Genomic DNA, 14,951 nt, shown 5'->3' with positions numbered 1-14,951 from the left:
CGGCCCGGGCCCCCCGAAGCCGTCACGCCCTACCCTGGCGGGATGCCGGACATCGACCGCGCCGTGGGCGCCGTACTGGGTTCCGCCGTCGGCGACGCACTGGGCGCTCCCTTCGAGTTCGGCCTGCCCGGCGTCTTCCGGGAGCGCTTCCCGGACGGCGTCGGGGAGCTGTGCGGGGGCGGCGGCTGGGATCCGGGCGAGGCGACGGACGACACGCAGATGGCGGTCCTCCTCGGGGAGTCCCTCCTCGAACGGGGCGGCCTCGACCTGCCGGACGTCTTCGAGCGCTTCCGGCGCTGGGCGGCGGCCGACCCCAAGGACATCGGCCTCCAGACCGAGCAGGTGCTGCTGGGCGGCGACGCCTGGGACGTCGCGGCCGCGCTGCACTTCCAGGTCAACGGCCGTGCCGCCGGCAACGGTTCCCTCATGCGCGCCTCGACCTCGGCCGTGTACTTCGCGGCACGGGGGCGGACCGCGACGATGGACGCCGCCCGCCGGATCGCCGCGCTGACGCACGGCGACGGCGCCGCCTGGGAGGGCACGGCGATCCTCCACGAACTGGTCCGGGTCGCCCTCCACGACGAGGACCCGATCGCCGCCCTGCCGGCCACGCTGGCCGAGGTGGCCCCCGCGCACCGGGAGCGGTGGGCGAAGGTGCTCGCCCCCGGCTGGCACCCGGACGACGCGACCGAGTTCAACGGGGCGGTCTGGCCCTGTCTCGGCTCGGCGGTCTGGGCGCTGCGCACCACCGGTTCCTTCGAGGAGGCCCTCGCCGCAGCCGTCGACCTGGGCGGCGACACCGACACGGTGGCGGCCGTGACGGGCATGCTCGCGGGCGCGGTGTACGGCCCCGCCGCCGTTCCCACCCGCTGGACCGCTCTCCTCCACGTCCCCCTCCCCGGTTTCGGCGGCCGGACCCTGCGCACCGAGGACCTGCGAGACCTGGCCGAGTCCCTCTCCTCCGCACCCTGACACCCTCCCGGGACCGACGGCCCGTCAGGGGCCGCCCTCCCCGGTCCGACCTTCCCCGGTCCGCCCCTTCCACGTCCGACCCGCCCGGATCCGGCCCACCGGCCTCAGCCCCTGGCGTGGACCGTGGCCAGGACGTCGCGGTCCGGCTGGAGGGTGAGGCTCGGGACCGGGAGGATCTCGTCCGCGGTGACCTCCAGGTGGTAGCGGCGTGCCAGGACCGCGAGGACGAGGACCGCTTCGACGAGGGCGAAGCGGGTGCCGAGGCAGACGCGGGGACCTCCGCCGAAGGGGAACCAGGCGTACTCGGGTATCTCCTCGGCGGGTTCGCCGTCCCGCCCGGTCCACCGCTCGGGGCGGAAGGCCTCGGCGTCGCCGTACCACCGGGGGTCGCGGTGGGTCGCCCACTGGCTGGACCAGACGCGGGTGCCGACGGGCACCGGCATGCCGCCGAGGGTGGCGCCCTCCTTGGCCAGGCCGGTGATCAGCCAGATCGTGGGGTACAGCCGGAGGGTCTCCTTGATGACCGCCTGGGTGTACGTCAGGGAGGCGTAGTCGTCGTAGCCGGGCTCGTGGTCGGCGAGGACCCGGTCGAGTTCCTCCGTGAGGGCCTCGCGGACCCGGGGGTTGCGGGAGAGCAGGTACCAGGCCCAGACGAGGGTGGAACTCGTGGTCTCGTGGCCGCCGATGTAGAGGGTGACGGTCTCGTCCCGGACCTCCTGGTCGGAGAGGGACGCGCCGGTCTCGTCCCGGGCGGCGAGCAGACGGCTGAGCAGGTCGGGACGCTCGGTCCCGCCGTCGCGGTGCTGGGACACGACGCGGGAGACCTCCGCGTCGATGACGGCGGTGGCGCGCTTGATCCGGGCGCGCCCGGGGGTGGGGACCCAGTCGGGCAGCACCGCTCCGATGCCGCTGAACTCGGCGCCGATCTCCTTCTGCGCGATGTCCATGGCCCGGCCGATGACCTCGGCGTCGGCCGCCGTGTCGACACCGAAGATGGTGCGGACGGCGACGAGTTGGGTGAGGGCGGCCATCTCCTTCTTGACGTCGACCCGCTGCCCGTCGCTCCAGCGGTCGGCGAGGGCGACGGCGCACTCGCTCATCGTCGCCGCGTAGGAACGGACCTGCTTCGGGCGGACGGAGGGCTGCACCAGGGAGCGCTTGCGCCGCCAGTCCGTCCCCTTGGAGACGATGACGCCGTCACCGAGGAGCGTACGGAAGGCGATGCCGAGGTCGGGCTGGTCGAAGGTGCGCTCGACCTCGGTGAGGAGCTCGCCGACCGCGTCGGGGTGCGCGATGAAGAGCGAGGGCTTGCCTCCGAAGCGCCAGCGGACGAAGTCGCCGCGCCCCCGGAGCTCTTCGAAGAAGGCGAGGGGGTTCTTGCCGAAGGCGGGCAGGTTCCCCAGGAAGGGCACGCCCCGCGGCCCCTCGACGACAACCGGAGCCGCTGCCGGGTCTGCCGGAGCCGCACCCCCCGTCTCTTCCCCTTCCCCCGTCGACCGCCCCTCGTCCCGTGTCCCGGCATGCGGATGACCGGCTCGCGTGGTCATGTGCGTCCCCTCCCCAACGTGCCTTCCCTGCTTGCGAGTCCATGCAAGCGGAACGTCCCGGCACGCGCCACCCCTGTGGACAGCCGCCTGTGGACAACCCCGACCGGGCGTCCGGGAACGAGCGGGTGCCCGTGGCGCGATCGCCACGGGCACCCGCTCCGAAACCGGCACTCGCCCCGAAAGGAGGGAACCCCGGGGAGGAGGAAGGAGAACCGTCAGCCCACCGAGCTGTAGGCGACGACCCCGCGCAGCAGCCCGTCCACGGCCTTGCGGGCGTTCTTGGCGACCGTGCTGTTCTCCTTGGGCGCCGCCGCGGCGATCTGCCCGAGGACGTCGATCACCTGCTTGCACCAGCGGACGAAGTCGCCCGCGGGCATCTCCGCCTCGCGGAGCACCTCGTCGAGGCTCTTCTCGGAGGCCCACTGGTAGGCGGCCCAGGCGAAGCCGAGGTCGGGCTCGCGCTGGCCGACCCCCTCCGCCTGGTTGATCTTGAACTCCTCTTCGAGGGCGTCGAGCCGGCCCCAGATCCGGACCATCTCGCCGAGCGCCGCCTTCGCGTTGCCCGTGGGCAGCTTGGGCGCGACGGCGTCGTCGGCCTGCCGCGCCTCGAACACCAGCGCCGAGACGCAGGCGGCGAGCTCGGCCGGATTGAGGCCCTCCCAGACGCGCTCCCGGAGGCATTCGCTCGCCAGCAGGTCGAGCTCGCCGTAGAGCCGGGCGAGCCTCTTGCCGTTGTCCGTGACCTCGTTGGCGCGCAGGTAGTCGAGCTCGGTGAGGAGCGCGACGATCCGGTCGAAGGTGCGGGCGATGGTGTTGGTGCGCCCCTCGATGCGCCGCTCCAGCTGTTGGGTGTCGCGCTGGAGGCGGTGGTAGCGCTCGGCCCAGCGCGCGTGGTCCTCGCGCTCGTCGCAGCCGTGGCAGGGGTGGGCGCGGAGGGCGGTGCGCAGCCGGGCGATCTCGCGGTCGTCGGCGGCGGCGGAGCGCTGCCGGTGGTGGCGCTCGGGGTTGATGTGCCCGGCCTTGCTCCGCAGCGCGGAGGCGAGGTCGCGGCGGGACTGCGGGGAGCGCGGGTTGAAGGACTTGGGGATCCTCATGCGCTCCAGCGCCTCGACCGGGACCGGGAAGTCGATGGAGGCGAGCCTCTTGACCTGCCGCTCGGCGGTGAGGACGAGGGGGCGCGGCCCGTCGTGGTGCTCGAAGCCGCGGTGGCCGTTGGTGCGGCCGGCCGGGATGCCCGGGTCGAGGACGAGGGCGAGGCCCGCGAACTTGCCGGTGGGGACGTGGATGACGTCGCCGGGCTTCAGCTTCTCCAGGGAGCCGGCGGCCTGGGCGCGGCGCTGGGCGGCGCCCTGCCGGGCCAGCTCGGTCTCGCGGTCCTTGAGGTCGCGGCGGAGCCGCGCGTACTCCTCGAAGTCCCCGAGGTGGCAGGTCATGCCCTCGCGGTAGCCCTGGAGCCCCTCCTCGTTCCGCTGGACCTGGCGCGAGATGCCCACGACGGAGCGGTCGGCCTGGAACTGGGCGAAGGACGTCTCCAGGAGCTCGCGCGAGCGGTGCCGGCCGAACTGGTCGACGAGGTTGACCGCCATGTTGTACGAGGGCTTGAAGCTGGAGCGCAGGGGGTACGTGCGCGTGCCGGCGAGTCCGGCGAGGTGGTCGGGGTCGAGCCCGCGCTGCCAGAGCACGACGGCGTGGCCCTCGACGTCGATGCCGCGACGGCCGGCGCGGCCGGTGAGCTGGGTGTACTCGCCGGGGGTGATGTCCGCGTGCTGCTCGCCGTTCCACTTGACGAGCTTCTCGAGGATGACGGAACGCGCGGGCATGTTGATGCCGAGGGCGAGGGTCTCGGTGGCGAAGACGGCCTTGACGAGGCCGCGGACGAAGAGCTCCTCGACGACCTCCTTGAAGGTCGGGAGCATGCCGGCGTGGTGGGCGGCGATGCCCCGCTCCAGGGCTTCGAGCCACTCGTAGTACCCGAGGACGTGCAGGTCCTCGGTGGGGATGGCGGCCGTGCGCGCCTCGACGATCTCGCGGACGCGCTGCCGTCCCTCGTCGTCGTTGAGCCGGAGTCCGGCGTAGAGGCACTGCTGGACGGCGGCCTCGCAGCCGGCGCGGCTGAAGATGAAGGTGATCGCGGGCAGGAGCCCCTCGGCGTCGAGGCGCTCGATGACCTCGGGCCGGCCGGGCGTCCAGATCCGGGAGCGCTGGCGGCGCTCGCGCTCGCGGTCGGCCTCGCGGACCATCTTGCCGCGCCGCCGGTCGCGCGGGTTGTACGTGCGCGTGTTCTCGGTGCGGGCGAGGCGGAGGAGGTCGGGGTTGACCTCGCGCCGGGACGCGCCGCGGCCGCCGTGGTCGGTCTCCTCCTCGAAGAGGTCGTACATCCGGCGTCCGGCGAGGACGTGCTGCCAGAGGGGGACGGGGCGGCTCTCCGAGACGATGACCTCGGTGTCGCCGCGGACGGTGTCGAGCCAGTCGCCGAACTCCTCGGCGTTGGACACGGTCGCGGAGAGCGAGACGAGGGTGACGGACTCGGGGAGGTGGATGATCACTTCCTCCCAGACGGCGCCGCGGAAGCGGTCGGAGAGGTAGTGGACCTCGTCCATCACGACGTATCCGAGGCCGGAGAGGGCCTGGGACCCCGCGTAGAGCATGTTGCGGAGGACTTCGGTGGTCATCACGACGATCGGGGCGTCGCCGTTCACGCTGTTGTCGCCGGTGAGCAGGCCGACCTTGTCGGCGCCGTACCGCTTGACCAGGTCGGCGTACTTCTGGTTCGACAGCGCCTTGATGGGGGTCGTGTAGAAGCACTTGCGGCCCTGGGTGAGGGCGAGGTGGACGGCGAACTCGCCCACGATGGTCTTGCCGGAGCCCGTGGGAGCGGCGACGAGCACGCCCTTCCCCGCTTCGAGGGCCTGGCACGCCTCGATCTGGAAGGGGTCCAGACCGAAGTCGTACAGCTCGCGGAAGGGTGCCAGTGCGGTGCGCTGCTCGGCGTTGCGGGCGCGGGCGGCCGCGTACGCCTCGGCTGGTGTGAGGTCCTCTGTCATCTTGTCGTCGAGCCTACCCGCCACCTGTGACAGTGACGCGATCTTTATCGAGGGGATGCGGAGGGGTCGGTTCCAGGGGGCGCCGGGGCGGGGGCGAGGACGCGCAGGGCGGCCGGGACGCACTCCGCGGTGAGCGGCAGCGGGCCGAGCGGCTCGCCGTCGGCGTAGCCCGTGGTGTCGGGGGCGTCGAGGGTCAGGGAGCGGACCCGATGGGTGGTGACCTCGGGGTGGTCGAGGTGGGTGCCCTTGTAGACCCGGGGGAAGACCTTGATCAGGGTGGTGCGGTCGCAGTCCCCGACGACGGTGACGTCGAGGAGTCCGTCGTCGGTGCGGGCGTCGGCACAGATCCGCATGCCGCCGCCGTAGGAGGAGCCGTTGCCGACGGCGACGAGGGTGGCGTCGGTCTCCAGGACGCGCCCGTCGTCGAAGGCGAGGCGGTACGGGACGGGCCGGAAGGCGGCGAGCTCGGCGAGGATCGCGAGGTCGTACTTGAAGCGCCCGGCGGGGACGCGCATGCGGTTGCCGCGGTCGTTGACGCGGGAGTCGAAGCCGGAGGCGAGGACGGTGCCGTACCAGCGGCTGCGGGTGTCGCTCGTCACCCGCCCGAGGTCCATGGCGCGGGCCCCCTCGCCCTTCAGGAGCGCGGCGGTGAGGCGGGCCGCGGCGGCCGGGTCGCGGACGGGCAGGCCGAGGGTGCGGGCGAAGTCGTTGCCGGTGCCGGCGGCGATGACCCCGAGGGGGGTGCCGGTGCCCGCGACGGCCTGGAGGGCGAGGGAGATCATGCCGTCGCCGCCGACGGCGACGAGGGCGCCGGTGCCCTCGGCGACGGCCTCACGCGCGCGCGTGAGGGCGTCGCCGGCGTCGAGCCCGAGGACGGTGCGGACGGAGAATCCGGCGTCTCTGAGGACCCGCGCGGCGGGCTGGGCGGCGTGGGCGCCGCGGCCGCGGCCGGCGGTGGGGTTGACGAAGAGGGTGAGGTCGCTGGTCATCGGTGGTCCCCCCGGACGGAGTCTGGGGGGACCCTACAAGATCAGGTGATGTCGTCGTAACCGTTGAGCCGGTGCGTCCCCGCGCCGCCGTGCTCCCCGGTGGCCTGCTCGGGCAGGACGCGGGGCGCGCCCACGGGCTCGACGGCCCCGACGGCCTGGGGGGTGAGGTCGAGCGGGGAGGCCTCGTCGTCGTCGAGCTCGGCGTCCGGGTCGTTGCGCCGGCGCCGGCGGTCGTTGAGGAGGGAGAACCCGACGGCCCCGAAGTACAGCACGGTGATGGGCCCGGCGAGGGCGAGCATGCCGACGGGGTCGGTGGTGGGGGTGATGACGGCGCCGAAGACGAAGACGCCCATGATCACGCCGCGCCACCAGCCGGCCATCCGCCGGCCCGTGAGGACGCCGGTGAGGTTGAGCATCACCAGGACGAGCGGGAGCTCGAAGGCGAGGCCGAAGACGAGCACCATCCGCAGGGTGAAGTCGAGGACGTCGTTGAGCGCCAGGAAGTTGGCGGAGCCCGCGGGCGTGAGGCTGATGAGGACCTTCACGCTGACCGGCAGGATGAGGTACGCCAGGTAGGCGCCGGCGGCGAACAGCGGCACGGCCGCGCCGACGAAGGCGTACGTGTACTTCTTCTCGTTCCTGTGCAGCCCGGGCGCGATGAAGGCCCACAGCTGGTAGAGCCAGACCGGGCTGGCCAGGACGAGGCCGGCCGTCAGGGAGACCTGGATCGTCGTGCTGAAGGGGGCCAACAGCGTGTTGAAGGTGACGACCGCGCAGTTGCCGCCGTCGCTGCTGACGCCCTTGGGGCACTTGGGCACCGGCTGCGACAGGAACTGCAGCAGCTCCTCGCTGTACATCAGGGCGACGATCGTCACCGCCGTGATGGCGAGGAGACCCTTCGCCAGGCGGTTGCGGAGTTCACGCAGGTGCTCCACGAGGGGCATCCGGCCCTCGGGATCCTTCTCCTGCTTGCGGGCAGACTTGGGCAACCCACGTCCTCATCTCGTGCGGCAGCCGCCGCACGGTGCGGCGGCCGCGGCGGACCGGGTCAGCGCTTGGTGGTGTCCGAGGGCTCGGTCACCGGACGCGCGCTGGTGACGTCGCCGGGAGCGGCCTGGATGGTGCGCGGGGCGGGCTCCTGCGTGCCGGCGTGCGGGGGGTCGGCGGGGGCGCTGGGCTGGTCGTCCGCCTTCATCGCCTTGGCCTCGCTCTTGAGGATGCGGGCCGACTTGCCCAGCGAGCGCGCCATGTCCGGGAGCTTCTTGGCGCCGAACAGGAGGATGACGACGACGAGGATGAGAATGATCTCGGTGGGGCCGAGCCTACCCATAGCTGTTTACCTTCTTCACCGAGGCGACAGGGAGTACGTGCCCGGCGGGTCGGACGGGCGTCCGACCACCGCGCTGCCTGCGATCGTAACCCGCAGGAGTAAACGGGGGGCAATGCCCCTGCGTACTCCCGATTGCGTCCCGCCGACTCCGGCCGGAGCCGTTCCCGCAGCGTACGGCACGGAATCAGCGGAGCGTCTCGCCGCTCCGGGCGAGGCCGACGGCGGCGGTCTCGAGCTCTTCGGCGGCCTGCTGGATCCGCTCTGTGGTACGGGCCACTTGACGGCCGAGGCGCTGGACCTCCAGGAACACCTTGACGGCGAGGACGCCGAGGACGGCGATGCCGAGGAAGCCGAGGGCGATGGCGAGCATGGGCCAGAACATGTGCTGAGCCTAGACCTTGGGCGGGTGCGGGTCGTTCAGACGGTGGTGTGGAGGCGCAGGGTGCGGACGCCGCCGCCGGTGAGGAGTTCGACGATGCGCTCGCCGGCGGGCTTGCGGACGGAGCTGCCGCACTCGGGGCAGGTGAAGGAGTAGAAGGTGGTGCGGCGGCTCGCCCCGATGGCGAGGCGCAGGGCGCTCGCGGAGAGTTCGAAGCGCGAGCGGCAGTCGGGGCAGGCGGCCTTGAAGAGGACCGGGGCCATGGACGCCGCAAAACCGTGCATCACGGACATCTCCCTCACATCTCTCGACCCGCTCGGCTCTGGTATCACGTCGGTGACCACGTCAGTAACAGCGTCCCCGGGGCGGGGAACGTCACACGCCCTCGTACGCGGCGAGCGCGGCGGCCGCCGCCGTCCTCGCGCTGTCGGCCAGCTCCGCCGGCGCGACGATCCGCCCGTCGCTGCCGAGCCGCAGCGCCAGCCGGCGCAGCGAGGCCGGGTCCGGCGTCCGCAGCGTGATCCGCAGCCCGCCGTCCGGCAGCTCGTCGGCCCGGTCGTGCGGGTAGTACTCGGCGACCCAGCGTCCGCCGGGCCCCACCTCGACCACGACCTCCGGGTCGTCGGCGGAGGGGTGCACCAGGCCCTCGGAGAGGTCGCGCAGCTCCAGCTCCGGCGGCGCCGCGTGCTCGTCGAGGATCCGGATCTCCGCGACCCGGTCGAGCCGGAAGGTGCGGCGCGCCTCGGAGAGCCGGCACCACGCCTCCATGTAGGTGTGGCCGACGGCGAAGAGCCGGATCGGGTCGACCTCGCGCTCGGTGAGCTCGTCGCGCGCGGGCGAGTAGTACCGCACCCACAGTCGCCTGCGCTCCGAGATGGCCCGGTCGACCTCGGCGAAGACCCCGCCCTCGGACTCGAAGGTCACCGAGAGCCGGGCGCTGGCGCCGGCGGCCTCGCCGGCCGCCGCCTCCAGCTTGGCGGTGGCGCGCAGGAGGGCGTCCCGGTCGCTCTCCCGGAGCCCCGGCAGGGTGGCGACGGCCCGGGCGGCGACGAGCAGCGCGGTGGCCTCGTCGGCGGCGAGCCGCAGCGGCTCCGCGACGTCGTCGGGGTTGTGCCACCAGATCCGGTCGCCGTCGGTGTCGATGTCCAGGAGGTCGCCGCCCCGGAAGCTGGTGCCGCACATGGGCAGCACGTCCAGGTCGGAGATCAACTCGTCCTCGGTGATCCCGAAGGCGCGCGCCACGTCGGCGACGTGGGCGCCGGGGCGCTCGCGGAGGTAGGTGACGAGCGAGAGCATCCGCCTCGTCTGGTCGATCGCGTTGGCAGCCATGCGGTACGTCTCCCCCTCAGCCCTTGGCGACGGCGCGCAGCCGCTCCACCACATCGGCCCGCAGATCGGCGGGTTCCAGTACGACGACGTCCGGGCCGAACTCGACGAGCCAGGCGTCGAGCCCGTGCCCGTACGGGATCTCCAGCTCGTCCCAGCCGTCGGCGCCCTCGGTCACCGCCCGGGCGCGGGCCCGCAGCGGGTAGCCGCAGCCGGTCCGGAGCCGGATCCGGGCGGAGCGGGTGGCGGTCTCGCCGGCCCAGCTCTCGACGGTCTCCCGGACGGTCACGACGTCGGGGACGGGCGCGGTGAAGGCGCCGGCGCGGGAGCGGACCTTGCCGGTGATGCGGGAGAGCCGGAAGACGCGCTCGGCGCCGCGGTCGCGGTCCCAGCCGGCCAGGTACCAGTGGCCGCGCCAGCACTCCAGGGTCCAGGGCTCGACGTGGCGGGTCTCGGGGCGGGCCGCGTTGGCCTTGCGGTAGTCGAAGACGACGGGCCGGCGGTCGCGGCAGGCCAGCATGAGCGGCTCGAAGGCGGCCTCGTGGACCGGGATGCGCGGTTCCAGGGCGCTGGGCTGGATCTCGTACGAGTCCTCGGCCTCGGGCATGCCGGCGGCGCGGAGCTTCTGGAGGGCGCCGCTGGCGGCTCCGGCGAGGCGGGCCTGCTGCCACACCTTGGCGGCGAGGCCGAGGGCGGCGGCCTCCTCGGCGTCGAGGGTGATCGGCGGCAGCCGGTTGGAGTCGCGGCGGGCGAGGTAACCGGTCTCGCCGTCGAGGTTCTCGACGGTCTCGATGACCAGGCCGAGCTCGCGGAGGTCGTCCTTGTCCCGCTCGAACATGCGGTTGAAGGCCTCGTCGCTGCTGGCTTCGAGGTACGCCTCGATGGAGCCGCGGAGCTCCCGCTTGCTCAGCGGGCGGCGCGTCCCGAGCAGACACAGCGCGAGATTCATCAACCGCTCGGACTTGGCAATCGCCATCGACGCCCTGCACCCTTCCGCCGGTTCCACTTCTCGGACGTCCGACCGTACCGCCCCGGGGTGTCGGGACAAAAGCCGAGGGCCCCCGCCGCGGACGGCGGGGGCCCCGAGCGACCTGAACCGGGTCAGCCCTGCACGGCCACGAGGTCGCAGACGAAGATCAGCGTCTCGCCCGGGGCGATCGCGCTGCCGGCGCCGCGGTCGCCGTAGGCCAGGTGCGCGGGGATGACCAGCTGGCGGCGGCCGCCGACCTTCATGCCCTGGACGCCCTGGTCCCAGCCGGAGATGACCTGGCCGACGCCGAGCTTGAACCCGAGCGGGGCACCGCGGTTCCAGGAGGCGTCGAACTCCTCGCCGGTGGAGAAGGCCACGCCCACGTAGTGGACCTGCACGAACTGGCCGGCCTTGGCGACCTCGCCGTCACCCTCCCAGAGGTCCTTGATCTCCAGGTCCTTCGGCGGCTCGCCACCCGGGAAGTCGATCTCGGGCTTCTCGATGCTCACTGAACTGCTCCTCAAACCGATGAACTGCGCGATGACGATCCGCGCGAACGGGACAGTCTTACATCTTCGTCAGGATGTCCACGGCGAAGACCAGCGTGGAGTTCTTCGGGATGCCCTGCTTCTCCTGGTCGCCGAACGCCTCCGACGGCGGGGCGACGATCAGGACGCGGCTGCCGATCTTCTTGCCGACGAGACCGTCCTTGAGGCCCTTCAGCGTCAGGTTCGCGAGCGGGAAGTTCGCGGGCTTGCCCGTGGTGTAGGTCGAGTCGAAGACCTTGCCGTCCTTCCACAGGGCGGCGACGTAGTTCACGACGACCGTGTCGGTGGCCTTGACGGCCTCGCCCTTGGACTCGAGCACGTAGTTCGAGACGAGCTTGGTCGGCGGGTCGGTCTTCGGAACGGTCAGCGAGGGGGCCTTGCCGTCGGTGTTCGTACCGACCTTCGGCAGGTCTTTGTCGTCCTGGGCGACCTCGGTGCCCGTGGCGGACTTCGGGATCGTCACGGCCTTCAGGATGTCCACGACGAAGACGAGGGTGGCGTTGGGCTTGATGTCGCCCTGGCCCTGCGCGCCGTAACCGAGCTCCGGCGGGATGCCGATCTCGATGCGGCTGCCGACCTTCTGGCCCTCCAGGCCCTGGTCCCAACCCTTGATGACCTGGCCGGCGCCCAGCGTGAGGTCGAAGGGCTGGCCGCGGTCGAAGCTGTTGTCGAAGGGCTTGTCGGAGTCCCAGGCCTGACCCAGGTAGTTCACCTGGAGGGCGTCGCCCTTCTTCGTCACCGGGCCCTTGCCCTCGCTGATGACGTTGACCTTCAGTTCCTTGGGCGGGTCGCCCTCGCCCTTGGCGAGGGTCGGCTTCTCCCCGAACTTCTCCCCCGCGGTGATGGCGGGCAGCCCGTTCTTCATCGAAGCGGAATCGGAGCCCTTGTCGTCGCTGCCGCAGGCCGCTGTGGAGAGCAGCAGCAGCGGGACGACGAGAAGGCCGGCAAGTCGGCGCACGTGTTCCTCAGATCTCAGACGGCACAGTAGTGGTGCCGACACTCTAGGCGTTCCTCCTGTCACGTCGAGGGCCCCGCACGCCGAACGTGCGGGGCCCCACCGGTCGATACGACCTGCCTACATTCCGGCGATCAGCTTTTCCACCCGGTCGTCGACGGAGCGGAACGGGTCCTTGCACAACACCGTTCGCTGCGCCTGGTCGTTGAGCTTGAGGTGGACCCAGTCGACGGTGAAGTCCCGCCGCTGCTCCTGCGCACGGCGGATGAAGTCGCCGCGCAGCCGGGCCCGAGTGGTCTGCGGGGGCACCGACTTGCCCTCGAAGATCTTCAGGTCGTTGCAGATGCGGGCCGCCTGGCCGTTCTTCTGGAGCAGGTAGTACAGCCCGCGACGACGGTGGATGTCGTGGTAGGCGAGGTCTATCTGCGCGACCCTCGGGTTCGACATGGTCATGTTGTGCTTGGCCCGGTACCGCTCGATGAGCCTGTGCTTCATGACCCAGTCGATCTCGGTCTCGATCCGGTCGAGCTGCTCGCTCTCGATCGCGTCGAGCGTACGGCCCCACAGCTCCAGGACCTGGGCGACCGTGCCGGCGCGGATGCCCCGGCGGTCGACGAAGTCCACGGCCTTCTCGTAGTACTCGCGCTGGACCTCCAGGGCGGAGGCCTCCCGGCCGCTGGCGAGGCGGACCTTGCGCTGTCCGGTGATGTCGTGGCTGACCTCGCGGATGGCCCGGATGGGGTTCTCCAGGGTCAGGTCGCGCATGACCGTGCCCGCCTCGATCATGCGGAGCACCAGGTCGGTGGCGCCGACCTTGAGCAGCATGGTCGTCTCGGACATGTTGGAGTCGCCGACGATGACGTGCAGTCGGCGGTAGCGCTCGGCGTCGGCGTGCGGCTCGTCCCGGGTGTTGATGATGGGGCGCGAGCGGGTGGTGGCGGAGCTGACGCCCTCCCAGATGTGCTCGGCCCGCTGGGAGACGCAGTAGACCGCGCCGCGGGGGGTCTGGAGGACCTTTCCCGCGCCGCAGATGAGCTGCCGCGTCACGAGGAAGGGAATGAGGATGTCCGCGAGCCGGGAGAACTCTCCGTGCCGGGCGACGAGATAGTTCTCGTGGCAGCCGTAGGAGTTTCCGGCCGAGTCGGTGTTGTTCTTGAAGAGGTAGACGTCGCCCGCGATTCCCTCCTCGTGCAGGCGGCGTTCGGCGTCGACGAGCAGGCCCTCGAGAATGCGCTCGCCCGCCTTGTCGTGGGTGACCAGTTCGGTCACGTTGTCACATTCCGGTGTGGCGTATTCCGGATGCGATCCCACGTCCAGGTACAGGCGGGCGCCGTTCCGCAGGAAGACATTGCTGCTGCGGCCCCATGACACGACACGGCGGAAGAGGTAGCGCGCCACTTCGTCAGGAGACAGTCGGCGCTGTCCCCTGAACGTGCACGTGACGCCGTACTCGTTCTCCAGCCCGAAAATGCGGCGGTCCATGTCTGAACATTACGCCTGACGGCGTGCGCTGAAACCGGGTTGGACGTCCCCGTTTCGATCATTTTCCGATCAGTGCGCGTTCTTTTCGGCGTGCACGGCGGCGGAGGCCGCCTCTCCGTCGGCGTGTCGCACGTCGACACCGGCGCCGCCGGGCGTGTCGGGGACGGCGAGGACGCGGCCGGTGGCGAGCAGGACGAGCAGCGCGACGAGGCCGCCCGCGCCGGCCACGGCGAACCCGGCCGCCGTTCCGGCCAGTTCGACCACCGGTCCCGCGACCGCGGAGCCCAGGGCCGCGCCGACGCCGAAGGTGGTGACGAGCCAGGAGAAGGCCTCGGTGACGGTGCCGCGGGGGGCGTGCCGGTCGACCACGATGAAGGCGCAGGCGAGGACGGGGGCGAGGAAGACCCCGGAGAGCGCCGCGAGGCCGGTCATGGCGACCGGGCCGGGGACGAGCACGAGGGGCAGGTAGCAGAGCGCCAGGAGGCCCACGAGGGCCCGCAGCCGCCGCTCGGGCGCCCCGACCCACCGCCGGGCGCCGTAGACGACGCCGCCGACCAGCGCGCCGAGGCCGAGGGCGGCCATCAGCCAGCCGTACACGGACGGCGCGCCCCGGTCGTCGGCGTAGGCCACGGCGGCGACCGTGATGGAGCCGAGGGCGAGGCCGACGAAGAAGAACGAGCCGAGGAGGGCGAGGAGCCCGGGCGAGCGCAGGGCCCCCAGCCAGTGGGCCTCGCGGGCGGCGGAGCGCCAGGCGCGGGAGGGCTCGGAGAGGACGACGGCGAGGGCGCCGAGGACGCCCAGGACGTTGATGACGAGGAGGGCGGCGGCGGGCGACCACAGGGCGACCAGGAGCGTCACCAGGAGCGGGCCCACGGTGAACATGACCTCCTGGGCGACGGCGTCCAGGGCGTACGCCCGGTGGACCCGGTCCTCCCGGCCGAGGACGCTCGGCCAGAGGGCGCGCAGGCCGCCCTCGAGGGGCGGGGTGAAGAGCCCGGCGACCACGACGGCGGCGTAGGCGAGGGCGAGGTGGCCGATGCCGGTGAGGGCGAACAGGGCCGTGCCGAGGGCCGAGAGGACGGCGGCGGGCAGTTGGACGCGGGGCTGGCCCCTGAGGTCGACGGCGCGGCCGAGGAGCGGCTGCCCGATGGCGTTGGAGACGCCGTAGGCCGCGATCAGGCCGCCGGCCAGGGTGTAGCTGCCGCCCTGGTCCCGGACGAACAGGGTCATGGCGATGGGGCCGGTGCCGTTGGGCAGGCGCCCCACGAGGGTTCCGGCGAGGAGCCGGGCGGCGTGCGGCGCCCGGAGTATGTCGAGGTAGCCGCCGTGCGCGGGGGCCTCGGTGGCCATGTCACTCTCCCGTCACCCCGGAACCACACCGAGGTTTTACGTATAACTTCCGAAGTCAT

Annotated in this window: 14 protein-coding genes; 1 reads left to right on the top strand and 13 read right to left on the bottom strand. The window is 72.1% G+C overall.

Translation table 11 applies throughout. The features are described 5' to 3' along the window. Positions 1–42 precede the first annotated feature (42 nt). Entirely contained in the window at positions 43–972 is a 930-nt protein-coding gene (locus tag ACZ66Z_RS29970) for an ADP-ribosylglycohydrolase family protein (protein WP_469938509.1), read from the top strand. 104 nt (positions 973–1,076) lie between these two features. Here the strand turns inward: ACZ66Z_RS29970 and ACZ66Z_RS29965 are convergent, their stop codons facing one another. The 13 genes from ACZ66Z_RS29965 to ACZ66Z_RS29905 form a co-directional block, all read right to left on the bottom strand. After that, complete coding sequence (locus ACZ66Z_RS29965) at positions 1,077–2,384, bottom strand: cytochrome P450 (RefSeq protein WP_469938508.1); 1,308 nt, start codon at positions 2,382–2,384, stop codon at positions 1,077–1,079. Positions 2,385–2,734: 350 nt separating this feature from the next. After that, positions 2,735–5,563 carry a DEAD/DEAH box helicase gene (locus tag ACZ66Z_RS29960; RefSeq protein WP_469938507.1) on the bottom strand — a complete coding sequence of 943 codons (2,829 nt, stop codon included), beginning with the start codon at positions 5,561–5,563 and terminating at the stop codon, positions 2,735–2,737. Between the two features lie 44 nt (positions 5,564–5,607). Next, positions 5,608–6,552, bottom strand: coding sequence for a diacylglycerol kinase (locus ACZ66Z_RS29955; RefSeq protein WP_469938505.1), 945 nt, complete (start codon positions 6,550–6,552; stop codon positions 5,608–5,610). Between the two features lie 41 nt (positions 6,553–6,593). Further along, positions 6,594–7,496, bottom strand: a complete 903-nt coding sequence (tatC, locus tag ACZ66Z_RS29950) for a twin-arginine translocase subunit TatC (RefSeq protein ID WP_469938588.1) — start codon at positions 7,494–7,496, stop codon at positions 6,594–6,596. A 104-nt stretch (positions 7,497–7,600) separates the two neighbouring features. Continuing rightward, positions 7,601–7,882 (bottom strand): Sec-independent protein translocase subunit TatA, encoded by a 282-nt coding sequence (tatA, locus tag ACZ66Z_RS29945; protein ID WP_469938504.1) that lies wholly within the window; start codon positions 7,880–7,882, stop codon positions 7,601–7,603. A 184-nt stretch (positions 7,883–8,066) separates the two neighbouring features. Further along, a complete protein-coding gene (locus tag ACZ66Z_RS29940; protein WP_469938503.1) occupies positions 8,067–8,264 on the bottom strand; it encodes a hypothetical protein in 198 nt (65 codons plus the stop codon). Positions 8,265–8,299: 35 nt separating this feature from the next. After that, the gene (locus ACZ66Z_RS29935; RefSeq protein WP_469938501.1) at positions 8,300–8,554 is read right to left on the bottom strand and encodes a hypothetical protein; all 255 of its coding nucleotides are present in this window, start codon (positions 8,552–8,554) and stop codon (positions 8,300–8,302) included. Positions 8,555–8,636: 82 nt separating this feature from the next. After that, positions 8,637–9,590 (bottom strand): helix-turn-helix transcriptional regulator, encoded by a 954-nt coding sequence (locus tag ACZ66Z_RS29930; RefSeq protein ID WP_469938500.1) that lies wholly within the window; start codon positions 9,588–9,590, stop codon positions 8,637–8,639. A 16-nt stretch (positions 9,591–9,606) separates the two neighbouring features. Next, positions 9,607–10,563, bottom strand: a complete 957-nt coding sequence (locus ACZ66Z_RS29925; protein ID WP_469938498.1) for a helix-turn-helix transcriptional regulator — start codon at positions 10,561–10,563, stop codon at positions 9,607–9,609. A gap of 125 nt (positions 10,564–10,688) precedes the next feature. Continuing rightward, positions 10,689–11,066 carry an FKBP-type peptidyl-prolyl cis-trans isomerase gene (locus ACZ66Z_RS29920; RefSeq protein ID WP_469938496.1) on the bottom strand — a complete coding sequence of 126 codons (378 nt, stop codon included), beginning with the start codon at positions 11,064–11,066 and terminating at the stop codon, positions 10,689–10,691. Between the two features lie 58 nt (positions 11,067–11,124). Then, positions 11,125–12,063, bottom strand: coding sequence for an FKBP-type peptidyl-prolyl cis-trans isomerase (locus tag ACZ66Z_RS29915; protein WP_469938495.1), 939 nt, complete (start codon positions 12,061–12,063; stop codon positions 11,125–11,127). 117 nt (positions 12,064–12,180) lie between these two features. Continuing rightward, complete coding sequence (gene pafA / locus ACZ66Z_RS29910; RefSeq protein WP_469938494.1) at positions 12,181–13,542, bottom strand: Pup--protein ligase; 1,362 nt, start codon at positions 13,540–13,542, stop codon at positions 12,181–12,183. Between the two features lie 69 nt (positions 13,543–13,611). After that, on the bottom strand, positions 13,612–14,892 hold the full coding sequence (locus ACZ66Z_RS29905; RefSeq protein ID WP_469938493.1) for an MFS transporter: 1,281 nt from the start codon (positions 14,890–14,892) through the stop codon (positions 13,612–13,614). Positions 14,893–14,951 lie beyond the last annotated feature (59 nt).

Source organism: Streptomyces sp. NPDC107498 (assembly GCF_055582805.1).
The sequence above is the reverse complement of the archived record's forward strand: the minus strand, read 5'-3'. Positions and strand labels throughout refer to the sequence as shown.